This window comes from Brachybacterium subflavum, from assembly GCF_009299795.1.
Classification (GTDB): Bacteria; Actinomycetota; Actinomycetes; order Actinomycetales; family Dermabacteraceae; genus Brachybacterium; species Brachybacterium subflavum.
Genome location: NZ_VIGP01000002.1, coordinates 383,083 through 405,753 on the forward strand (window position 1 = coordinate 383,083; position 22,671 = coordinate 405,753).

Genomic DNA, 22,671 nt, shown 5'->3' on the forward strand with positions numbered 1-22,671 from the left:
CGCTGTGGTCAGCCCCGGAGGTAGTCCTCGAGGGCCGTGTCCTGGTCGGCCGGGGTGAAGCCCGTCGCCTCGATCTTCGCGAGCGAGAGGACGGAGCTGCGGGGGCGGGGTGCGATCGTGCCGTCGCCCTCGGCGCGGCCCTGGGCGGCGTAGTACTCCGCCGTGGAGACGCCCCGGACGCGGGCGGGGTCGTGTCCGGTGAGGGCGAAGGCGCGCCGGGCGATGTCCGCCCAGCTGCTCGGCTCCCCCGCGCACGTCACGTCGTACACCCCGGACGCCGGGCGCACGCTCAGCAGATGGTCGATCGCGCGGGCGAGCTCGCTCGCGAAGGTCAGCCGCCCCACCTGGTCGTCGACCACCGCGGGGTCGATGCCGCGCGCGGCGAGGTCCGCCATGGTGCGCACGAAGTTCCGTCCCTCCCCCACGACCCAGCTGGTGCGCAGCACGTAGTGCTCGGACAGGGTCTGGACGAGGCGGTCGGCCGCGGCCTTCGTCTGCCCGTAGACGCCCAGGGGGCTCAGCGGCTCGTCCTCGTCGTGGACCTCCGCAGCGCCGTCGAACACGTAGTCGCTCGAGACGTGCACGAGCGTCGCCCGGTGCCGTCGTGCCGCCTCGACGAGCCGCGCGACGCCGTCGACGTTCGTCGCCCACGCCTCCCGACGTCCCTCGGGGGTCTCGGCGGCGTCGACGGCGGTGTGCGCGGCGGCGTTGACGATGACCCCGTACGGCGAGAGGTCGAAGCCGCCGACGGAGGCGGGATCGGCGATGTCCAGGCGGTCGCGTCCCACCAGGTCCACGTCGGCCCGGCCCTGCCAGTGCGCGGCGAGGGCGTGGCCCAGCTGGCCGCTCGCGCCCACGACCAGAGTGCGGCGCGGAGGCACCGGGGCCACGTCCGCGAGGCGCGGATGGGCGTGGTCCTTGTCCGAGAGCACGGCCTCCTCGAGAGGGATCGGCCAGGGGATGGCGGCGGTCTCGTCGGCCAGGTGCAGGAAGGTGTACTGGGCCTGCGCGGCCTGCGACCAGTGGTCGTTGACCAGGTAGGTGTAGGCGGCGGGGGCATCGAGGGTCTGGAAGGCGTTGCCGACTCCGCGGGGCACGAAGATCGCGACGCCCGGGGTGATCTCGTGCCAGTAGGCGGTCCCGAACGTGGGTCCCTCGCGCAGGTCCACCCACGCTCCGAACACCCGGCCGGTGGCCACCGAGACGTACTTGTCCCAGGGTTCGGCGTGGATGCCGCGGGTGACGCCGGCCTCCTGGTTGAAGGAGATGTTGTTCTGCACGGGGCCGAAGTCCGGCAGCCCCGCGGCGAGCATCTTCTCGCGCTGCCAGTTCTCCTTGAACCAGCCCCGCGCGTCGCCCGGCAGCGGCAGGTCGAGCACGAGCAGCCCGGGGATCGGCGCGGTGGAGACGACGAGGCCGCCCGCGCCCGTCACTGCCCTGCCTCCGCGTACTTCGCCTCGGTCGCGGCCTTCTGGCCCCGCCACCAGTCCTCGTTCTTCCGGTACCAGTCGATGGTCTGCGCGAGCCCGCTCGCGAAGTCTGCGAAGACCGGCTCCCAGCCCAGCTCCTCGCGCAGCTTCGTCGCGTCGATGGCGTAGCGCAGGTCGTGGCCGGGCCGGTCGGCCACGAGGTCGTAGTCGTCGGCTGCACGGCCCATGAGCTGCAGGATCAGCTCCACGACCTCCCGGTTGGAGGCCTCTCCGTCGGCCCCGATCAGGTACGTCTCCCCGATGCGGCCCGCCTCCAGGATCCTCAGCACGGCCGAGGAGTGGTCCTCGACGTGGATCCAGTCGCGCACGTTCGCGCCCGCCCCGTACAGGCGCGGGCGGATGCCGTCGATCAGGTTCGTGATCTGGCGCGGGATGAACTTCTCGACGTGCTGGCGGGGGCCGAAGTTGTTCGAGCAGTTCGAGATCGTCGCCCGCACGCCGAAGGACCGCACCCACGCGCGCACCAGCAGATCGCTGCCCGCCTTCGTCGAGGAGTACGGGCTCGAGGGGTTGTAGGCGGTGGTCTCGGTGAACCGCGCCGGGTCCTCGAGCGCGAGGTCGCCGTAGACCTCGTCGGTCGAGACGTGGTGGAGGCGGACGCCATGGCGGCGTGCGGCCTCGAGCAGGGTGAAGGTGCCCACGAGGTTGGTGCGGACGAAGGGAGCGGGGCCGGACAGGGAGTTGTCGTTGTGGGACTCGGCGGCGAAGTGCACGATCGCGTCGTCCTCGCCGGTGAGGGAGCCGACGAGCTCCTCGACCACGTCCTCATCGGCGATGTCGCCGTGGACCAGGGTCACCCTGTTCTCGGGAAGCCCCGTGAGCGAGGCGGCGCTGCCCGCGTAGGTGAGCTTGTCGAGCACGGTGACGGTGTCCTCCGTGCGCTCGATGACGTGGTGCACGAAGTTCGAGCCGATGAACCCGGCGCCGCCGGTCACGAGAAGGTGGCGGGGCATCAGCGGTCTCCTCCGGGGGATGCGGGGGCGGTCTCGCGCTCGAGGATGTCGAGCAGGTGGGCGCCGTAGCCGGACTTCACCAGCGGCTCGGCGCGCTCGCGCAGCTCGTCGTCGGACAGGAATCCCATGCGCCAGGCGACCTCCTCGGGGGCGCCGATGAACAGGCCCTGGCGCTTCTGGACGGTGCGCACGAACTCGGCGGCGGCCGCGCGGTCGTCGAAGGTGCCGGTGTCCAACCAGGCGGTGCCGCGGGTGAGGACCTCGACGCGCAGCGCGCCGTCCTCGAGGTACGAGCGGTTCAGGTCGGTGATCTCAAGCTCCCCGCGGGCCGAGGGCCGCAGCGCCTTCGCGCGCTCCGGTGCGGTGGCGTCGTAGAAGTACAGGCCCGGGATCGCGAGGTTGGAGCGGGGACGGGCCAGCTTCTCCTCGAGGGAGAGGGCGCGCCCGTCGGCCCCGACCTCGACCACGCCGTAGGCGCGCGGATCCTTCACCCAGTAGCCGAACACCGCGGCGCCGTCGACGTCGGCGAAGCGGCGCAGCTGCGTGCCCATGCCCTGGCCGAAGAAGAGGTTGTCGCCCAGGACCAGTGCGGCGGGGCCGCCGCCCAGGAACTCCTCGCCGATGACGAGGGCCTGCGCGAGGCCGTCGGGGGCGGGCTGCACGGCGTACTCGAGGCGGATCCCGAAGCGCGAGCCGTCGCCCAGCAGCGTGCGGAAGGACTCCTGGTCATGGGGCGTGGTGATGAGGAGGATGTCGCGGATGCCGGCGAGCATCAGGGTGCTCAGCGGGTAGTGGACCATCGGCTTGTCGTACACCGGCAGCAGCTGCTTGGAGACGCCCAGGGTCAGCGGATGCAGTCGCGATCCGGTGCCTCCGGCGAGGATGATGCCGCGCATGGGTGCACGCTCCTGAGGGTGTCGACACGGGTGGGGCGCGGGGCGCCCGCTGATGCTCCTGCCCGGATGCTATCGAGCGGGGCGCCGAGCGGACGGGATGGACGCGGGTCGGGGCGGCCGGGGCGAGGGAGGAGGAATGCATTTCACGTTTCGACCGTATTCGAGAACATCGGACACCATTTCGACGTCTTCGATTCACCCCGCAGACGTATTGAATTCACCTGGCGGCGGCCGAAGAGGAACATAGCCATTCTCCTGGTTAGCATGCGGAATCATGAAGATGACGACAGTGGGCTGCGGGTATCTCGGAGCGGTATATGCAGCGTCCATGGCCTCGATCGGCCACGAAGTGCTCGGGCTCGACATCGACCAGGAGAAGGTCGACGCGCTCAACCGCGGGGAAGCACCATTCCACGAACCCGCATTCGATGAGACGCTCACCCGGGCCCTGGAAGAGGGCCGGCTCCGCTTCTCCACCGATTACTCCCTGGCGGCGGACTACCAGGCGCACGTGATCTGCGTGGGCACGCCCCAGCAGATCGACGGCGCGGGGGCCGATCTCCGGTTCGTGCACGCCGCGGTCGACGCCCTGATCCCCTGGCTCGACCTCTCCCCCGACGGGCCGAGCGTCGTCATCGGCCGCTCCACCGTGCCCGTGGGCACCGCACGAGAGCTGCAGGGGCGGATCCGCGACGCCGGCTCCGATGCGGTCCTCGCCTGGAATCCCGAGTTCCTCCGCGAGGGCTTCGCGGTCAAGGACACCCTCCACCCGGATCGCATCGTCTTCGGGCTCCCGGATGACGAGGCCGAGTCGGCGACCGCACGGGCCGTGCTCGATGCGATGTACGCCCCGATGCTGGCCCGCGAGATCCCGCTCATCACCGCGAACCTCGAGACCGCGGAGCTCGTGAAGGTCTCCGCGAACTCGTTCCTGGCCACCAAGATCTCCTTCATCAACGCCGTGGCAGAGGTCTGCGATGCCACCGGGGCCGACGTCTCCGTGATCGCGGAGGCCATCGGACTGGACGAGAGGATCGGGCCGAAGTTCCTGCGCGCCGGAATCGGCTTCGGCGGCGGATGCCTGCCCAAGGACATCCGGGCCTTCATGACGCGCGCCGGGGAGCTCGGCCTCACCGAGGCGCTGTCGTTCCTGCGCGAGGTCGACAACGTCAACAACCGGCGCCGCGATCACGTCGTGAACATGGCTCGCGAAGCGCTGGGGGGCGAGTTCACGGACAAGCGCGTGGCCGTGCTCGGCGCCGCGTTCAAGCCCGACTCCGACGACACCCGGCAGTCCCCCGCCCTGTACATCGCCTCGAAGATGTCGGGCCGTGGCGCGCACGTCGTCGTCACCGATCCCGCGGCGAACGCGCGCGTGCACGCCGAGCGGCCCAACCTCGCCATCGCCGCGGACGCCTTCGAGGCTGCACGGGAGGCCGATCTCGTCCTGCTGCTGACCGAGTGGAGAGAATTCGTGCAGCTCGACCCGGCAGAGCTCCGGGAGGTCGTCCGGGTCCCGCAGATCATCGACGGCCGCAACGCCCTCGAGCCTGCGGCGTGGCGCCGGGCGGGGTGGACCTACGCGTCCATGGGGCGTCCCTGAGAGGCAGGGCCCGAAGGACACGTCCAGAGGGAGGGGGCTCCACGCAGGCGTTCCGAGGGAGACGAGCAGTGGCCGCGAGGGCGCGCACCGTCGCGGCCACTGCTGTGCTCAGCTGCTGTGCTCAGCTGCTGTGCTCAGCTGCTGTGCTCAGCGTCGCCGGGGCACCTCGGCGACGCTCGGCTGCCCCACGACCGCGGGGTCCGCCGAGCGCTCCTCGTCGATGGGCTCCACCTCCGCGCTGAGCTGCGGCACGGATGACCTCTCGGCACCCGCCGGCGGGGTCGGCACTCCGTACTGCACGAGCTTCAGACGCTCCAGGGCTTCTTCCATGAGCACTCGGTTCGTTCGCTGCAGGTCGGCGATGATCATGAGGACCACCGTGAGGAACGAGCAGGTCAGGAGCATCGTCCCGAAGATCAGCGACTGGATGTGCCCACTGCCCTCGCCCAGCAGCGCGAAGATCAGGAAGCGCACGAACGGGACCAGGCCCACGATCCCGGCGATCACCGCCAGCCAGCCCAGCACGTGGTGCGGCTTGAACATGAGGTAGGCGCGGACGATCGCCGACCCGGACTTCGCCATGTGCTGGAAGATGTTCTTGAACAGGCGCGACTCGCGGGTCTTGGGATTGGTGTCGATCTCCACCGAGGCGATGCGCAGGCGCTTGTTGCCCGCCTGGATGATCGTCTCCATGCAGTACGAGAACTGCGTCACGACGTTGAGGCGCATGAGCGAGGCCTTCGAGTACGCCCGGAATCCGGAGGCGGCGTCGGGCAGCTCGGTCTCGGCGGCGATGTTGACGACCTGCGATCCGACGCGCTGCATGAGCTTCTTGAAGGGCGAGAAGTGCGCGATCTTCGTCGTCTGCCGATCGGCGATGGCGATGTCGGCCTCGCCGGAGATGACGGGGGCGACCAGGTCGGCGATGCGCTCCTGCTTGTACTGGTTGTCCCCGTCGGTGTTGACCACGACGTCCGCGCCGTGGGCGAGCGCGTAGTCGACCCCGTCGCGGAACGAGCGGGCGAGTCCCATGTTGCGCGCGTGGCGCACGAAGTGCTGGACGCCGTGCTCCCGCGCGACCTCGACGGTGCTGTCGGTCGAGCCGTCATCGACGACGAGCACCACGACCTCGTCGACCCCGGGGATCTCCCGAGGGATCGTGTCCAACACCATCGGGAGCGTCTGCTCCTCGTTCAGGCAGGGGATCTGGACGAACACTTTCACCGGTGACACCTCATGTTCTCGATCTCGGGGAGGAAGGGCCCCGGGGCTGGCGCGTGCGTGGCGACGCTACGGAGGGAAGATGGCCCGGCGGTGAACTCCGGGCAACCAGCACCACCCGCGGAGGGCGGAGGATGAGGAGCGGGCCCTTCCGGTCCGGGCGCGTGTGGCATGGTGAGGTCGCCCGAGCGGCCCGTGCCGCGCCCGTCCCGTCGGACCGTGCCGAGGAGTGCGCATGCCGCTGGCCGAGATCTCGGCGTTCGTCGCCGCGCTCGGGGTGCTCGTGATCCCCGGGCTGCCGCTCGTGATCGCGCTGCGGCCGCGTCCGTTCACCGGTGCGGCTCTGCTCGCGCCGGCCTCGCTCGTGGTCGTCGCCATGGCGGCCGAGGGCTCCCATGCCGTGGGCGCGGGGTGGTCGCCGGCGACGCCCGTGGTCGTGGGACTGATCGCGGGGGCGCTCGTCCTCGCGGCCCGCAGGATCCTCTCGCGGCCTGGCCGCACGCGGCGGGCGGCACCCCGAGGCACGGTCCCGCGAGATGCAGCGGACGGCTCTCCGCGCGCCCGGGCCCTGGCCGCGCTGCTCGGGCTGGTGATCGGCGGCGTGGTGATCGCGGTGCGGGCGCTGCACGGGATGGGCGGCATCGACGCGATCAGCCAGACCTACGACGACATCTTCCATCTGAGCGGGGTGCGCGCGATCCTCGACGCCCGCGACGGGTCCGCCGCAGTGGTCTCGACGCTCAACCTGCCCGAGGGGAGCACCGGCTTCTACCCGGCGGGCTGGCACGAGCTCGCGAGCCTCGTGGTGATGACGTCGGGCCGCTCCATCCCGCTCGCCTCGAACGCGCTGATGCTGCTGGTCGGGGCGGTCGTGTGGCCGCTGGGCATCGTGGCCCTCGTCGCCGGCTGCACGCGTGCGCGCCCGGCCGGCCTGTGCGCGGCGGGCGCGCTGACGGGGGCGTCCTTCGCGTTCCCGCTGGCGCTCATGACGTGGGGGCTGCTGCTGCCGAACTTCCTGTCCACGGCGATGCTCCCGACGGTGGTGCTGGTGGCGGCGCAGGCGCTCGGCCTCGCGCCGCGCACCCGCGAGCGCCTGCGCCCGCTGCAGCTGGTGATCGCGGTCCCGGTGGCGGTGTGCGCGGTGCTCTGGGCGCACCCGCAGGGTCTGCACGCCTCGCTCGTGCTGGTTGCGCCGATGGCGCTGTGGGCGGCGGTCGGCGGGATCCTCGCCCGGGTGCGGGGACGGAGGGATCGGACATCGGCGTCCGCCACCGCCCGGGCAGCGGCGTCGGGCGTGGGGCGGATCCCCTCGACCGACGGGCGCGCCCCATCGGACGACGGGCGGAATCCCCGCCGGCGCTTCCCCCTGTTCGCATGCGGCGCCGCGCTCGTGCTCATCGCCCTCATCCCGTTCGCGTGGTCGCAGCTGCGACCTTCGCGCGGGGCGTCGGCCTGGCCTGCGCACATGCACATCACGGAGGCTCTCCGGGCAGGGCTCGGCATGTCCGGCGCGCACGTGCCGCCCGCTGTGCCGCCCGCACTGCTCGCGGGCCTCGCGATGCTCGTGGTGCTCGCGTTCTCCCGCTCGCGCTGGATGCTGCCGCCGCTGCTGGCGAGCACGTTCCTGTTCGTGGTGGCGGCGGCCGTCGGCGACCGGGACACCCGCTACCTGCTCACCGGCCCCTGGTACGACGACAGCTACCGTCTGGCCGCCCTGATCCCGGTGCTCGCGATCCCCGTGCTGGCCCTCGCGATCGATCTGCTCGCCCGCACGGCAGGCGCCCTGCCGGCACGGCTGAGACGGGTGCGAACGAGGCGCTCCGCGCGGGTCGGACAGCACTCAGCCCGGGCGGGACTCCCGGCGGAGGCAGGACACACGGCGGGAGCGGAACTCGCGACGGGGACGGAACTCGCGACGGGGGCGGGACTCGCGGCACGCAGCGGACGGCCGGCGCACGGCGGGCGCATCACGGCGCCCCGCGCGCAGGCCCTCGTGGCCGCGGTGTGCATCCTCGGCCTCCTCGCTCCTGCCGTCCGCTCCCCCACGGCACGGCACGAGGACGCCCTGATGGACCGCTACTGGCAGCATCCGCACGTCGTCTCCTCCGACGAGCTCGCCGTGTTCGCGCAGGCCGACGCCCTGGTGCCGGCGCACGCGACGATCATCGCGGATCCCTGGGACGGAGGCTCGCTCCTGTGGGCGCTCGAGGATCGCCGCGTCCTCGCCCCCACCCCGGCCTCTGCTCTGAGCGAGGACGACCGCCTGCTGCTGCGGGGGCTCGGCAGGATCGACAGCGACCCCGCGATGTGCGACGCCGCCGCGCGGCAGGACGCCCGCTACGTCTTCACCTCCACCGAGCCTGCTCTCTGGCGCAGGCGCAGCCCGAACCACGGACCGGAGGACGCCGCACGCAACGGCAGCGCCGTGGAGCTGCACCGGGTGGGGAAGGCCGCGCTGTGGAAGCTGCTCCCGTGCCGGGGGTCCGACGGCCGGATGGAGCTCACAGGCCATGGATGAGGCCGACTTCCTCGTCAGACGGGCCGCGCGGAGGCTCCCGACGTGACGCGGCAGGCCCCGGCAGGAGAGGCGCCGCTCACCCCGGACGCCGTGCACGGTGACGATAGGCTCTGTGCGCTCACCACTGCATGCGGGCCGCGACGGACAGGTGCGCTGACGAAGGGGGACGGATGTCGGACGATGACGCGCGGTCGGCACCGCGCGCCCACGGCCGGCGCCGCGGCGCTCCCCGGGACGAGACGCCGCCGGGCCCCGGAGGCCCCGAGGAGCGTCCCGGGGCCGACGGGCATCCCTCCGACTCGACCGCGCAGAACGCGTCGTCGGATCCGGGCGACGCCGGGCAGAGCACGGCGACCCCCTCGCCCGGGCGACGCCACGGCCGACGCGCCCGGCGCCTCCATGAACCGCCGTCCGAGACGCCCACCGCTGCATCCGAGGAGCCGTCCACCGAGGCCGCTCCCGCTCGCTCCGCCGACGCGCACGTCCCTCCCGAGTCCCTGGACGCCTGGCTCGAGCCCGGCGACGCCACGGCAGACCTCGGGTACCCCGTCGAGTTCGAGGGGACCGCGGAGAGCGAGCCCGCGGCGCACGAGCCCGCGGTGGACCAGCCCACGGCGGATGAGCCCACGGTGGATGAGCCCGCGGTGGACCAGCCTGCGGCGGAGCGGCCTGCGGAGCGCTCCGACGGCACCCACGGCGCCTGGACCACGCCGCCCCGGGCCGCAGCGTCCGCGCACGCGACGCGCCCGCTGCCCACCAGCACCGATCTCGAGCGCCTGACCCGCAGTCGCACGCACCCGGCACCGTCCGGATCCGCGCCCCGCCCCTCGGAGCCGGGCCTCTCCGTGCCCTTCCGCGTCGAGATCCACGGGCTGCGGGCGATCGCGATCCTGCTGGTCGCGGTCTACCACATCTGGTTCGGGCGGGTCTCCGGCGGCGTCGACGTCTTCCTGTTCATCTCGGCCTTCCTGCTCACGGGCTCCTTCGCGCGGCGCCTCGAGTCCGGCCGTCCGCTCGCCGTGCCCCGCTACTGGCTGAAGACGTTCAAGCGCCTGCTGCCGCCCGCGGTCGTCACCATCCTGGGATCGCTCGTCCTCGCGTTCACGGTGCTGCCGCCGACGATCTGGGCGACCGTGCAGCGCCAGGCGTGGGCGAGCGCGCTGTACGTCCAGAACTACGTGCTCGCGGCGGACAGCGTCGACTACTACGCGCACGACGCCGCGGCGGCCTCCCCGCTGCAGCACTTCTGGTCGATGTCGATCCAGGGCCAGATCTTCCTCGTCTGGCCGCTGCTGTTTGCGCTCGGCGCCCTGCTGATGCGCCGCCTGCCGATGCTGCGCGCCCACCCGCGCAGGCTGATGGCAGGCATGTTCTCGCTGGTCATCATGGTCTCCCTCGTGTGGTCCATCATCTCCACCGCGTCGAACCAGACCTTCGCCTACTTCGACACCGCGGCCCGGCTGTGGGAGTTCGCGCTCGGCTCGCTGCTGGGTCTGGCCCTGCCGCTGATCGATCGGGCGACGGGCGCGACGACGTCGGCGGCGGTCCGCCCGCGCTTCGGCGCGGTGCGCGCGGTGATCGGCTGGGCGGGCCTCGCGGCGCTGCTCTCGTGCGGGGCGATGCTGGACGTCGAGGGCATGTTCCCCGGCTGGATCGCGATCTGGCCGCTCGCCGCGGCGGGCCTGGTGATCCTCGCCGGGCGCTCGGGCCGCTCGTGGGGCGCCGATGCCTTCCTCTCGCTGCGCCCGATCGCGTTCCTCGGCTCGATCGCGTACGCCCTGTACCTCGTGCACTGGCCGCTGCTCATCGGCTGGCTCGCCCTCACCGGGCAGGAGCGCGCCGGGGCGCTCGACGGCGCCGGAGTGCTCGCCGTGTCCTTGCTGGTCGCGTGGCTGCTCACGCGCTTCGTGGACACCCCCGTGCGCCGCTCGGCCTGGCTCGATGCGCGACCGCGGCGCGCGCTCGCGGCGATCGCGGCGAGCCTGGTCGTGGTGCTCGTCGGCTCCCAGGCCGTCTTCCCCGCCGTCAGCGATCGCTCGCTCACCGTGGCCCAGGGCTCCGAGGACGGCGGCGCCGGCGCGAGCGACGGCGGCCCGGCCGCGCCGACCGTCCCGAACCCGGGCGCGCAGTGGACCGTGGACCCGATGGCGGACGGCTTCGGCGCCACCATCCCCTCGCCCGACGTGGTCACCGAGCCCTCGGAGCACACCTACGACGAGGACTGTCACGAGCAGCTGGGTCTGCCGGACACCGTGACCTGCCGTTATACGCCCGCGCCCGACGGTGACCCCGACCTCACGGTGGCGCTCGCGGGCGATTCCCACGCCGGCCAGTACACGGGCGCGATCCTGCAGATCGCGAAGGAGCGGAACTGGGCGGTGTACTACATCGGACACAGCGGCTGCACCTTCACGACCGATCCCGTCGACACCCAGTGCAAGGACGTGAACACCTCCTGGGAGACGCTGATCGACGGCGTCGATCCCGACGTGCTGATCACGATGGGCACCCGCACCTCCTTCGACGGCGGATCGGACACCGAGACCGACCGCGAGAACCTCGACAGCGCGCTCCCGCTGACCACCGAGCGCGGCATCCCCGTGCTGCTGCTGCGCGACAACCCGCGCTGGCCCAAGAAGGAGGAGTCCGGCAACCGCTTCGACTGCTCCTTCGACGTGCTGCGCGAAGGCGGCGACGCGGCGCAGGCCGACGCCGAGTGCGGCGACGACATGAAGAACCGGATGGACGCCGAGAACCCGTCGGCACACCGCGCCACCGACGACCCGTACGCGCCGATCCGCATCGCCGACCCCGCGACCGACGTGCTGTGCCCGAAGGGCCGCTGCTCGCCGATCATCGGCAACGTGTTCGTCTACCGCGACAGCTACCACCTGACCGACGCCTTCTCCCGCACCATGGACGACTGGTTCGAGGAGCAGATCGACGCGACCCTCGCCATGAAGGACCCCGACGCGGGGGCGCCCGAGGGCGGGGAGGCCGCGGCGTCCGACGGCGGCTGAGACGGAGCGGCGGGGGCCGTGGGCCCGTGGGCTCCGGCGGGGTCCGGCGGGGTCCGGCGGGGTCCGGCGGGTCCGGCGGGTCCGGCGGGTCCGGCGATGTTGGACGAGGGCCGAACCCGCCGTCTCGGCCCCGCCCGCTGTGGAACGATGAGGCCATGACCTCCACACCTGCCGAATCCGCCGTCCGCCCCACCGACGAGGCCCGCGATTTCGCGACCGACCTGGGCTCCTTCGTCACCGCCTCCCCCTCGAGCTTCCACGCCGTGCGCGAGGCCGCCCGGCGCCTGGAGGCCGCCGGGTTCACGGCCCTGGACGAGCAGGCGGACTGGGATGCGGAGGCGGTGCGCGGCAGCCGGTTCGTGCTGCGCGACGGCTCGCTCATCGCCTGGTCCGCACCGGAGGACGCGTCGGAGGCGAGCAGCTTCCGGATCGTCGGCTCCCACACCGACTCCCCCGCCCTGAAGGTCAAGCCCGATCCGCAGCTCGCCGCGGAGACGATCGCGCAGGTGGGCGTCGAGGTCTACGGCGGGGCGCTGCTGAACTCGTGGCTGGACCGCGAGCTGCGTCTGGCCGGTCGCCTGGTGCTGCGCGGCGGCCGCGAGGTGCTGGTCGCGACCGGCCCGCTGCTGCGCGTTCCGCAGCTCGCCGTGCACCTGGACCGCGGGGTGAACGCCGACGGCCTCACCCTGAACCCGCAGAAGCACATGCAGCCGATCCTGGGCCTCGGCGACGTCGACGTGCTGGGCCTGCTCGCCGAGCGCGCGGGCGTGGAGCGCGCGGAGATCCTGGGGACCGACGTCGTCACCGCCGACGCGCAGGCGCCCGGATTCTTCGGCGCCCACGAGGAGTTCCTGGCCTCGGGTCGGCTCGACAACCTCTCCTCCGTCCACGCCGAGGTCGAGGCCCTCGTGCGGCTCGCCGACGGGGCCGGCTCGGGAGCGGCCGACGGCGCGGGCTCGTCCACCGGCGCGGGCTCTGCGCGCCCGATCGCGCTCATGGTCGCCAACGACCACGAGGAGGTCGGCTCGGCATCCCGCTCCGGCGCCGCCGGCCCGTTCCTCGAGGACGTGCTGGTGCGCGTGCACGAGGCGCTCGGCGGCAACGAGGCCTCGCGGCGCCGCGCGCTGGCGGGGTCGATGGTGCTCTCGGCCGACGCCGGCCACGCCGCCCACCCGAACTACCCCGAGCGCCACGACCCGGTGAACCGTCCGCGCCTGGGCGCCGGCCCGATACTCAAGATCAACGCGAGCCAGCGCTATGCGACCGACGCCGTGGGCACCGCGGCGCTCAGCGAGGCCTGCGAGCGCGCGGGCGTGCCGCTGCAGGCCTTCGTCTCGAACAACGCCATGCCCTGCGGGTCCACCATCGGCCCGATCACCGCGACCCGGCTGGGCATGACCACGATCGACGTGGGCATCACCCTGCTCTCCATGCACTCGGCCCGCGAGATGTGCGCCGTCGCCGACCCGCTGCACCTCTCGCGGGCGTGCGAGGAGTTCCTGCGCGGCTGACGGCTCGGCGGGAGGCCCCGGGCGCGACTCGCGCGCCCATCCCACGCGGGCCCTGCGCCGGCACCTCAGTGCGCTGAGACGCCCAAGGCGGCCGTGCGACCGGGATCTCGCGCGGACTGCCGCTGCCGTGCCGGCGCGCGCCCGGGCGGCATCCTGCCGCGCCAGCGGTCGAGCACCTCCTGCACGCTCACGAGTTCCGCCTGCCGGTCGCCGACCAGCAGGTCCAGCACGGCGTCCTTGTGCTCGGGGCGCTCGTCGGCGACGGCGTCCGTGACCACGTCGGCCCGCAGCCCGTTGGCATACGCGTCACGCGCAGTCTGTGCGATGCAGGCGTGCGTCGACACGCCCGCGATCACCACTCGCTGCGCATCGAGGTTCCGCATGCGCAGCAGCAGGTCCGTGCCGAACCAGGCGCTGTCGCGCGTCTTCTCGACCCGTGTCATCCCGGTGGTGTCCAACTCGTGGATCACCTCGGTCCCGGGGTCGCCGTGGAACAGGAACCCCTGGTCGTCGTCGATCATGTTGAGCGTCCAGGTGGAGCGGTCCCTGCTGTGCTCGGTGGTGACGAGCAGGATGGGCACCTCGGCCGCACGCGCCGCCTCGGCGAGCGCGGTCACCGATTCCACGACGCCCGCTCGCGCGTCGGCCAGCCCGGAGGCCTCGAGAAAGGCCTCCTGCAGATCGACCAGCAGCAGTGCGTCTCTCATGCCATCGACGATACGCCGCCACTGCACTTGCATAGCCTCCCGCTTCCCGTCCCCGTCGGGTACGGGCCGCGCGGTGCGGCCCGCATCATGATGTCGCGCCGGAACCCGACCCACTGCTGCGGAAGGCCTGATCGGCCGGGATCTCAGAGACAGGGGCGATGACGACGTCGTGGACCTTCCAGTCGACGTCCCGCAGCGCTCTGCGCAGCTCCTCGCATCTCCTCCCTGTCACCTCCGCCCCGTCGGCGGGCACCACGAAGACCTCGACGTGGAAGACGTGCCCCTCGTCCCGCACTCGGCTCACCGCGTCGGCGACCCAGTCCGTCTCCCGCGCTTTCTGCTCGATGTCCCCTATGAGCGGGTGGGGCTCCTTGTCGTCGAAGGTCCGCGCTTCGGCGTCGGTGAGACCCCGGATGGACGAGCGCAGGTTCTTCACGCCGTCATGGAGGATCGAGACGGAGACCACGAGGGCGGCCACGGAGTCGGCCCACCACAGACCAGCGCCGATGCCGAGCACCCCGACCACGGTGGCGAGGGCCGAGGTCCAGTTGGCCTTGTTCATATCGGCGTCGGCGTACAGCACCTTGTCGTGCAGCGGCTCGGCGAGCTTCATCTTCGCGCGCCCGATGAAGATGGGAGGAATGTTGGTGACCACCATGACCGCGATCATCAGCCAGCCCGCCCAGAAGGCGTGCCCGAGCACGACCGTCAGCCCCACCGGCGGCCGCTCGACGGTGATGAGGGTGCTCAGCGAGTCGACCACCAGGAACACGCCCATACCCAGCAGCGCCGCGGCGGAGACGACGTGCGCGACGCCGATGGAGCGGTGGTGGCCGTACGGATGGCCGCGGTCGGAGCGCTTGCTGATCAGGTGCGCCGCGATCAGGAAGGCGATCGGCGGCAGCAGGGACATCGAGTCCTCGAGCCACGCGGCCTTCATCGCCTGCGACTGCCCGGAGACGAGCGCGACCATGGTCACGGTCACCGCGAGGAAGACGAGGGAGAACCATTCGAGGCGAATGGCCCGCGCGAGCACGCGCTCCTGCTCTTCCGGGAGGGCGTCGCGCCCCGACGGGGATACCTCCTCGGGTGCGGGCTCGCCGCGCCTGCTCCCGTTCACAGCTCCCCCGTCCTCTTCGCGAGGAAGCGCTCGAGCGAGACCTGCAGGGCGTTCTCGCCCGGTCTCACCCCGATCACCATCTTCTGCGTCGATCGATCGTCCGCCCTGACCACCTGGTAGGGGCGGGTCGGGGAAATCCTGTCCGCCCACGGCGTGTCCGCCGTGAGGCCGCCGATCACGAGGTCGAGCTCATTGTTCTTCATCTTCCGGGCGAGCACGCTCATGGCTCCGGTGGACCACTCGACAGTCGCGTCGATGCTCGCTGCATAGTCCCCGATGATGCCCGCTTCGAGGCCACCGACACCGCCGTCATCTGCGATCTCGGTCCACGGGGGATTCTCCGCGGCGCCGACGACGAGCCGACCGCCCTCCGCGCGCTCCAAGGTGCCCTGCGAGTCGCGAGGCACGGCGTCCGCGCAACCGGCAGTCGCCAGCACGGCGGAGACGGAGAGCATCAGCAGGGATCGTCTGCTGAGAGTGCGTGACATCGCGAGTCCTCCTCGAGGTCCGGCCGTCGTGCAGGAACCCTAGGTCATCACGGAGAGGCCCGGACAGCGCTCAGCTCGCTGAGGACGGAGGCGACGACATCTCGCTCACCGCACCGCTCACCTCGGGGACGGCTCCAGCACGACCTTGATGCACCCGTCGTGCTTGCGACGGAACAGCTCGTAGCCGGCCGGCGCCTCCTCGAGAGGCAGGCGGTGGGTGACGAGGTCCGTCGTACCCAGAGGATCGTCCGGATCCTCGACGAGGGGCAGCAGATCCTGGGTCCAGCTGCGCACGTTGCACTGGCCCATCCGCACGGTAAGCTGCTTGTCGAACATCGTCAGCAGCGGCATGGGCGTCGCGGTCCCGCCGTACACGCCGCTGAGCGACAGCGTCCCGCCGCGCCGCACGAGATCGATGGCGGCGTCCAGGGCTGCGGTGCGGTCCACTCCCGCGTGCTCCATCACCGGTCTGCCGAGTGGTCCGGGGAGCCTGCCCACGAGGTTCTGCGCGATCCCGGCCACCGGGTTCCCGTGGGCCTCCATGCCCACCGCATCGATCACGGCGTCCGGGCCCTCCCCCGACGTCGCCTCGCGGATCGCCTGGATCGCGTCGGCTCCCTGGTCGAGCACCTCGACGCCATGCCGGGCCGCCATCTCCCTGCGCTCGGGCACCGGGTCGATGCCGAACACGCGCGCACCCTCGCGCTGGGCGATCCGCGCAGCGAACTGGCCGACGGGCCCGAGCCCGAGGACCGCCACCGATCCCCCGTCGGGGACATCCGCGTACCGCACGCCCTGCCATGCGGTGGGGAGGATGTCCGAGAGGAACAGATAGCGCTCGTCGGGAAGCTCGTCGCCGACGCGCATCAGACCCGAGTCGGCGTGGGGGACGCGCAGGAGCTCGGCCTGCCCACCGGGGACCTGCCCGTACAGCTTCGAGTAGCCGAGCAGCGCAGCGCCCGAGCCGTACTCGCGCACCTGCGTCGTCTCGCACTGGGACTGCAGCCCTCTGAGGCACATGCTGCATCGCCCGCAGGCGATGTTGAAGGGGACCACGACGCGATCCCCCACCCCCACGTGGGTGACGTCCTTCCCGGTCTCGACCACGACGCCCATGGGCTCGTGACCGATGACATCGCCCCTGCTCATGTACGGGCCGAGGACGTCGTACAGGTGCAGATCGGATCCGCAGATCGCGCTGGAGGTGATGCGCACGATCGCGTCCGTGTCCTGCTCGATCACGGGGTCGGGCACCGTCTCGACGGTGACGCGCCCGGGTGCCTGCCAGGTGAGTGCTCTCATGGTGCCTTCTCCTCGTCGTCGGTCCTCGTGGTCCCGTTCACAGGCTCGAGTCGTCCTCGGACTCCTCGGCGGCTCCGGCTACCGGGCCGAATCGCTCCCACACGCGGTGGGCGCTCAGGAACTCCTGCGCATGGCGGACCGCCTCCTCGCCGTCGAGCCCGACGATGACGCCTGCGCTGCCCGCGTACCCGGCTCCCGACGGGTCCGCCTCCGAGGCCCGGCCGGCGGACCCGAGCGCGTCGACGACCTGAGCGCCGTCGGCCCATGCGGCCACCACCTTGCTGTGCCTCCACGCCTCCTGGGCGAGCAGCACGACGCGAGGATCGATGTTCTCGACCGTGCCCGATCCGGCCTTCGCATCGCGCGCGAGCGTCGCATCAGCGGCGGGCGCGGGTGCGCCGGCGAAGGCGACGGCGTCGAACTCCACGGAGCGTGCGGTCGCGAACGTGCGGTCGACGTGCCGACCGAGCAGCTCGCCCGCTCGTGGGGCGATGAGGAACGCGGTCATGCCGAGGGACTCGATGAGCTCGAGCACGGCGCCGAGGTCGTCGGGCACGTGGGTGGGATCGACGACGACGCCGACCTTTCGCCCGTCCACCGGCCAGTGCCGCCCGAGCTGCGAGAGGGCGGGGCTGGCGCCGGCGTCCGCATCCGGCGCCTGCTCGGGGCTCGGAGCGGGCAGGCCCAGGGAGTCGGCGACGTCTGCGCACAGCGACGCGTCGATCCGGGCGAGGCATTCCAGCTGGCGCCGTCGCACGTCCTCGTCGGTGCACTTGCCGAGCTCGAAGGAGTACGCGGCGATGATGTGCTCCTTCTCGACGGGCGTCATCGAGAGCCAGAACATGCGCACCTGGCTGAAGTGGTCCGCGAAGGACGCCGGGCTGCGGCGCTCCTTCTTCGCCGCCGCGACCGGGATCGGGATGGCGCGGACCGCCTCGTCGGAGCCGACGGCGAACGGGCAGCCGCCGTCCAGGGAGTTGGGCTGATAGGGCGCGATGCCCGTGTGGATCGCCTGCTGTCCGTACCCGTCGCGCAGCATGTCGTCCACGGGCGCGTGCGGCCGGTTGATGGGGATCTGGTCGAAGTTCGGCCCGCCGAGCCGCGTCAGCTGCGTGTCGAGATAGGAGAACAGCCGCCCCTGCAGCAGCGGGTCGTCGGTGACGTCGATCCCGGGCACCAGGTGCCCGGGATGGAAGGCGACCTGCTCGGTCTCCGCGAAGTAGTTGCGCGTGTTGCGGTCGAGCGTGAGCAGCCCGACGGGCTGGACGGGGGCGATCTCCTCGGGGACGAGCTTGGTCGGGTCCAGCAGATCGATGCCCTCGAACATCTCGTCCTCCTGGTCGGGGAGGACCTGCATGCCGAGTTCCCATTGCGGGAACGCGCCCGCCTCGATGGAGTCGGCGAGATCGCGCCGGTGGAAGTCCGGGTCGACTCCCCCGATGATCTGCGCCTCCTCCCAGGTCAGGGAGTGCACCCCGAGCTTGGGCTTCCAGTGCAGCTTCACCAGCGAGGTCTCGCCCTCGGCGTTGGTGAGCCGGAACGTGTGGATGCCGAAGCCCTCCATCATGCGGTACGAGCTCGGGATGCCTCGGTCCGACATCTGCCACATGGCGTGGTGCTGCGCCTCGGTGTGCAGGGAGACGAAATCCCAGAAGGTGTCGTGCGCGCTCTGCGCCTGCGGGATCTCCCGATCAGGATGCGGCTTGGCGGCATGGACCACATCGGGGAACTTGATCGCGTCCTGGATGAAGAAGACCGGGATGTTGTTGCCCACCAGGTCGTAGACGCCCTCGGAGGTGAAGAACTTGGTCGCGAACCCGCGGGTGTCGCGGACGGTGTCGGCCGACCCCCTCGAGCCGACCACGGGCGAGAAGCGCGTGAACACGGGCGTGACACGGCCAGGGGCCAGGAAGTCCGCGACCGTCAGCGATGCGGCGTTCCCGTAGCTCTCGAAGTGCCCGTGGGCGGCCGCGCCGCGGGCGTGGACCACCCTCTCGGGGACGCGCTCGTGATCGAAGTGCATGATCTTCTCCCGCAGGTGGTGGTCCTGCAGGAGCACGGGCCCGCGAGGGCCCGCCTTGAGCGAGTGGTCGGTGTCCGACAGACGGGAGCCCAGCGCGGTGGTGAGACGGTCGCCCTGCTGGGCTTCCGCATCGAGATCCTCGGCGCCCGGTGCGCCGGTGGCGGTGCGGGGTCGCGAGGGTTCGCCCTCGGCGTGCGGTTGATCGGGGGCGTGCGGAGGGTCGGGAACATGCGGTGCGGTGGCCATCGTCTGCCACCTCCTTCGATGGGGGTGGGTTGTGCGGGGACGCTCAGGGCGTCGGCATCCCGCCGTTGACGTTGAGCGTCTCTCCGAGCACATAGCTGGATTCCGGCGAGGTGAGGAAGACGAACGCGGGAGCGAGCTCCGTCGGCTGTCCGGCGCGTCCCAGCGGCGTGCTCTTGCCGAACTCGGGGAGCGCGTCCTGCGGCTGCCCCGCGGAGACCTGGAGCGGCGTCCAGATGGGCCCCGGTGCGACCGCGTTGACACGGATCCCGCGCGGAGCGAGCTGCTGGGCCATCCCCTTGGAGAAGGCGTTGATGGCGGCCTTCGTCGAGGCGTAGTGGACGAGGTGCGGCGAGGGCTCGTACGCCTGGACGGAGGTCGTGTTCACGATGGTCGAGCCGGGGCCCAGATGCTCGAGGGCTGCCTGGGTGAGGCGGAAGATCGCGGTGATGTTGACATCGAAGGTCGTGGTCCACTCCTCGTCGGAGAGGTCCTCGAGGCGCGGCACCGAGACCTGCTTGCCGGCGTTGTTCACGAGCGCGTCGAGCCCGCCGAGCTCCGAGGCCGCCTCGGAGACCACATGTCGGCAGGCGTCCGCATCGGCGAGATCTGCGGGCAGAAGCACAGCTCGCCGACCCGAGGATTCGATCACACCGGCCACATGCTCGGCGTCCTCGTTCTCCTCGGGGAGATAGTTCAGGGCGACGTCCGCGCCCTCCCGGGCGAAGGCGATGGCGACCGCGGCGCCGATGCCGGAGTCGGCGCCCGTGATCAGCGCTCGACGCCCCTCGAGGCGTCCGGTGCCGCGGTAGCTGTCCTCACCGCGGTCCGTACCCGGGATGAGCTCGGCATCGAGGCCCGGCTCGGGCTGCGACTGGCGGGGCGGGGTGATCTCCGGGAAGCGGGTGACGGGATTGCGGAACGTCAGCTGGTCGTGCTCGGTCATGGCTCCTCCTCCATCCGGTGCGCACCGCGCCGCACGTGAGCGTCGCGTGACGCGGGCGTCGGTCGTCAGGTGCCGAGCACAAGAACCGCTCGGCCCGCTCAGGCCTACCAGCGCCCTCGGGTGCCCTCAATGCCGAACAGCGAAAGGCCTGGTCGCAGCGCTTTCCGATCGGTCGGCCGCCGCGGCCGTCGGCGCGTATGGTGGCCGGGTCGGCGGCAGCCTCCCGAACGCCGTCGCGGAGGTCACCATGAGCACCATCCCCTTCGACAGCACGCTCCGGCTCCTGCGCGAGGGCTATCCCTTCATCTCCTCGCGCTGCGACGCCGAGGGCACCGACCTGTTCACCACGCGGATCGGGTTGCGGCCCGTCACCTTCCTGCGAGGTGCCGAGGCCGCCGCACTCTTCTACGACGGGCACCACATGACCCGTCAGGGGGCCATGCCGCACGCCATTCAGCACCTGCTGCAGGACGAGGGCTCCGTGCAGTCGCTCGACGGCACCGCCCACGCTCGACGCAAGCGCGCCTTCCTGTCCCTGATGACGCCCGCCGCGATGACGAGGCTGGGAGATCTCTTCGAGGAGGAATGGGAGCGTGCGGCGCAGAACCCCGGACGGCGGCGCTCGAGGCTCGATGCCCTCGTCCGGCCCGTCCTCACGCGCGCCGCCCTGCGCTGGGCCGGGATCCCGCTCGAGCGGGCCGATGCGGAGCGCCTCAGCGCCGACCTGAGCCTGATGGTGGAGCGCGTGGCGCAGTTCGGCCCTCCCAACTGGCATGCGCGCTGGCGTCGCCGCGGCGTCGAGCGCTGGGCGGCCGAGCTCGTGCGGAGCGTGCGCGCGAGCTCGCTCTCACCCGAGCAGGGCACCGCGCTGGAGGTCTTCGCGCACCACACCGACGAGCACGGTCAGCTCCTGGATCCCGGGACGGCCGCCGTCGAGCTGCTGAACATCCTGCGCCCCATCCTCGCCGTCTCCCTGTTCGTGGAGTTCGCGGCGGTCGCGCTCATCGAGCACCCCCAGTGGCGTCGTGCCTTCGCCGCCGGCGACGAGGACGATCTCGAGCCCTTCGTCCAGGAGGTGCGCCGGTACTACCCGTTCTTCCCGGCCGTCCCCGGGCGGGTGCGCACGCCGTTCACCTGGCGGGGGCGCCCGTTCCGGGCGGACGACCGGGTGATCCTCGATCTCTACGGCACCTGCCACGATCCGCGCCTCTTCCCCGACCCGGATGCCTTCCGGCCCGAGCGGTTCCGCGACTGGTCATGGGAGGAGCATCCCGACACGCTGATCGCGCAGGGGGCAGGGCACCATGACGTCGACCACCGCTGCCCCGGCGAATGGAGCACCGTGGAGCTCCTGGAGCGCGCCGTGCGCCTGCTCTCCCGCTCCGACGCCTCGGCGCCCGCCCAGGATCTGACGTTCCGCCTCGACCGCTTCCCCACCCGTCCTCGCAGCGGGGTGGTCCTGAGCGGGCTCTGAGCGGGCCTCGGCCGAGTCAGGATCTGTCGGCGACCGCCTGCGCCCCGAGATCCGTGCGGGCGCAGCTCGCGCAGCAGTAGATGACCTCCCCTGCCTGCACGCCGTGCCCGATCACGCGGCACCCGCAGTGCGCGCAGCGCGGCGCCATCGCCTGGATCGCGCATTCGAAGCTGTCGAAGACGCCTCGACGCGCCCCCTGCACGACCGTGATCGGTCGGTCGTACTCGTTCTCGCAGACATCGCATCGGGCCATGTCGTCCACCCCTTCGCACGTCGGTCACGGGTCCTCAAAGCTCGCACACGATCCGCGCTCCGCACAGGGGAGGCGGCGTCGACGCGGCACGCGGGTCGAGCCCGGCGCGGTGCCGCGAGCGGCGCGGCCATCGTCCGATCGCCGGTGCGAGCAGGGATCCGGTCCGGCAGCGCGCACAGAAGCAGGAGCACGAAGCGCGCGACCGACGGCTCCCTACCGTTCGGAAAGCAGAATGCCTCGGAGGCCGCGCTCGGCCCCGCAGGTGTTCACGCTCCGTCCGGGCGACCCCGCAGGAAGAACCCGGCCAGTTCGTGGAGGTCCGTCAGGGGCGCATCGTCGTGCGTCTGCCGCTGCATCGTCCGCACCGTCTTCTCGCGCAGCGCGAGACTCAGCACGAGCGAGAGCAGACTCCGCGCCGCGAAGGCCGGCTCGACGCCCTGGCACAGCTCGCCGCTGCGTGCGAGGCGGGCGACGCACTGCTCGAGCACGTGCTCATGCACCCGGTGCAGTCTCGCGATCCGGTACCGCCCGGGGTGGTCGTGGCTCACCACGTCGGCGTCCAGCGTGGCCAGCAGCTGGATGGGCGCCGAGCACGGATCCCACATCTCGGCGAGGGCGCGCCCGAACGACTCCGCGTCGGCGGCGAGCTCGTCGATGCGGTCCAGCGCATCCTGCGCATGGGCCTCCATCCTGTCGACGACGGCGTCGAGCAGGTCCTCCTTGGACGCGAAGTGGTGGAGCAGGCCGGGGTGGGTGATCTCCACATGCGCGGCGATGTGGCGCAGGCTCGCGCCGTGGTACCCGTACTCGGCGAACACCTGTGCGGCGCCGTCGATCACCCGCTCGCGCCGCGACCCGCGGCCGGTCGGGGTTGCCTCGTCCGCCCGGTCCCGTCCAGGACGC

The 22,671-nt window shown here is 71.8% G+C and carries 17 protein-coding genes; 5 read left to right on the plus strand and 12 right to left on the minus strand.

Going from position 1 to position 22,671, the window contains the following annotated elements:
- Positions 1 to 8 precede the first annotated feature (8 nt).
- From FHG10_RS05530 to rfbA, 3 genes are read right to left on the minus strand one after another with little or no spacing between them, the layout of a single operon-like run.
- Positions 9 to 1,433, minus strand: a complete 1,425-nt coding sequence (locus tag FHG10_RS05530) for a sugar nucleotide-binding protein (RefSeq protein WP_152352312.1) — start codon at positions 1,431 to 1,433, stop codon at positions 9 to 11.
- Complete coding sequence (gene rfbB, locus FHG10_RS05535) at positions 1,430 to 2,443, minus strand: dTDP-glucose 4,6-dehydratase (protein WP_152352313.1); 1,014 nt, start codon at positions 2,441 to 2,443, stop codon at positions 1,430 to 1,432. Before rfbB ends, FHG10_RS05530 begins: the two co-directional genes overlap by 4 nt.
- Complete coding sequence (gene rfbA, locus FHG10_RS05540; protein ID WP_152352314.1) at positions 2,443 to 3,339, minus strand: glucose-1-phosphate thymidylyltransferase RfbA; 897 nt, start codon at positions 3,337 to 3,339, stop codon at positions 2,443 to 2,445. The genes rfbB and rfbA overlap by 1 nt, the downstream gene beginning before the upstream one ends.
- A 274-nt stretch (positions 3,340 to 3,613) precedes the next feature.
- Between rfbA and FHG10_RS05545 the strand changes: the two genes are divergently transcribed.
- Complete coding sequence (locus FHG10_RS05545) at positions 3,614 to 4,942, plus strand: UDP-glucose dehydrogenase family protein (RefSeq protein WP_152352315.1); 1,329 nt, start codon at positions 3,614 to 3,616, stop codon at positions 4,940 to 4,942.
- 147 nt (positions 4,943 to 5,089) lie between these two features.
- On the opposite strand, the gene FHG10_RS05550 is transcribed toward FHG10_RS05545, so the two are convergent.
- Complete coding sequence (locus FHG10_RS05550) at positions 5,090 to 6,166, minus strand: glycosyltransferase (RefSeq protein WP_152352316.1); 1,077 nt, start codon at positions 6,164 to 6,166, stop codon at positions 5,090 to 5,092.
- A gap of 232 nt (positions 6,167 to 6,398) precedes the next feature.
- On the opposite strand from FHG10_RS05550, the gene FHG10_RS05555 reads away from it, so the two are divergent.
- The 3 genes from FHG10_RS05555 (at position 6,399) to FHG10_RS05565 (ending at position 13,212) form a co-directional block, all read left to right on the plus strand.
- On the plus strand, positions 6,399 to 8,681 hold the full coding sequence (locus FHG10_RS05555; protein WP_152352317.1) for a DUF6541 family protein: 2,283 nt from the start codon (positions 6,399 to 6,401) through the stop codon (positions 8,679 to 8,681).
- A gap of 170 nt (positions 8,682 to 8,851) precedes the next feature.
- Positions 8,852 to 11,701, plus strand: a complete 2,850-nt coding sequence (locus FHG10_RS05560) for an SGNH hydrolase domain-containing protein (protein WP_152352318.1) — start codon at positions 8,852 to 8,854, stop codon at positions 11,699 to 11,701.
- Between the two features lie 155 nt (positions 11,702 to 11,856).
- Positions 11,857 to 13,212: a M18 family aminopeptidase gene (locus FHG10_RS05565; RefSeq protein WP_152352319.1), complete on the plus strand. Its 1,356-nt coding sequence runs from the start codon at positions 11,857 to 11,859 to the stop codon at positions 13,210 to 13,212.
- Positions 13,213 to 13,277: 65 nt separating this feature from the next.
- Here FHG10_RS05565 and FHG10_RS05570 read toward each other — a convergent pair whose 3' ends face one another.
- From FHG10_RS05570 to FHG10_RS05595, 6 genes are all read right to left on the minus strand, one after another.
- Positions 13,278 to 13,919, minus strand: coding sequence for a cysteine hydrolase family protein (locus FHG10_RS05570; protein WP_152352320.1), 642 nt, complete (start codon positions 13,917 to 13,919; stop codon positions 13,278 to 13,280).
- A gap of 85 nt (positions 13,920 to 14,004) precedes the next feature.
- Positions 14,005 to 15,039, minus strand: coding sequence for a cation diffusion facilitator family transporter (locus FHG10_RS05575; protein WP_152352321.1), 1,035 nt, complete (start codon positions 15,037 to 15,039; stop codon positions 14,005 to 14,007).
- Positions 15,036 to 15,527 carry a transporter substrate-binding domain-containing protein gene (locus tag FHG10_RS05580; RefSeq protein WP_152352322.1) on the minus strand — a complete coding sequence of 164 codons (492 nt, stop codon included), beginning with the start codon at positions 15,525 to 15,527 and terminating at the stop codon, positions 15,036 to 15,038. Before FHG10_RS05580 ends, FHG10_RS05575 begins: the two co-directional genes overlap by 4 nt.
- 117 nt (positions 15,528 to 15,644) lie before the next feature.
- The gene (locus FHG10_RS05585) at positions 15,645 to 16,829 is read right to left on the minus strand and encodes a zinc-dependent alcohol dehydrogenase (protein WP_152352323.1); all 1,185 of its coding nucleotides are present in this window, start codon (positions 16,827 to 16,829) and stop codon (positions 15,645 to 15,647) included.
- Between the two features lie 37 nt (positions 16,830 to 16,866).
- On the minus strand, positions 16,867 to 19,098 hold the full coding sequence (locus FHG10_RS05590) for a catalase (RefSeq protein WP_227488055.1): 2,232 nt from the start codon (positions 19,096 to 19,098) through the stop codon (positions 16,867 to 16,869).
- A gap of 43 nt (positions 19,099 to 19,141) precedes the next feature.
- Positions 19,142 to 20,041: an SDR family oxidoreductase gene (locus FHG10_RS05595; protein ID WP_152352325.1), complete on the minus strand. Its 900-nt coding sequence runs from the start codon at positions 20,039 to 20,041 to the stop codon at positions 19,142 to 19,144.
- Positions 20,042 to 20,288: 247 nt separating this feature from the next.
- Here FHG10_RS05595 and FHG10_RS05600 point away from each other — a divergent pair, with 247 nt between their 5' ends.
- Positions 20,289 to 21,515, plus strand: coding sequence for a cytochrome P450 (locus FHG10_RS05600; protein WP_152352326.1), 1,227 nt, complete (start codon positions 20,289 to 20,291; stop codon positions 21,513 to 21,515).
- Between the two features lie 16 nt (positions 21,516 to 21,531).
- On the opposite strand, the gene FHG10_RS05605 is transcribed toward FHG10_RS05600, so the two are convergent.
- Together FHG10_RS05605 and FHG10_RS05610 are read right to left on the minus strand one after the other, a co-directional pair.
- A complete protein-coding gene (locus tag FHG10_RS05605; RefSeq protein ID WP_152352327.1) occupies positions 21,532 to 21,768 on the minus strand; it encodes a hypothetical protein in 237 nt (78 codons plus the stop codon).
- Positions 21,769 to 22,034: 266 nt separating this feature from the next.
- Positions 22,035 to 22,607 carry a TetR/AcrR family transcriptional regulator gene (locus FHG10_RS05610; RefSeq protein ID WP_227488056.1) on the minus strand — a complete coding sequence of 191 codons (573 nt, stop codon included), beginning with the start codon at positions 22,605 to 22,607 and terminating at the stop codon, positions 22,035 to 22,037.
- Positions 22,608 to 22,671: the final 64 nt, after the last annotated feature.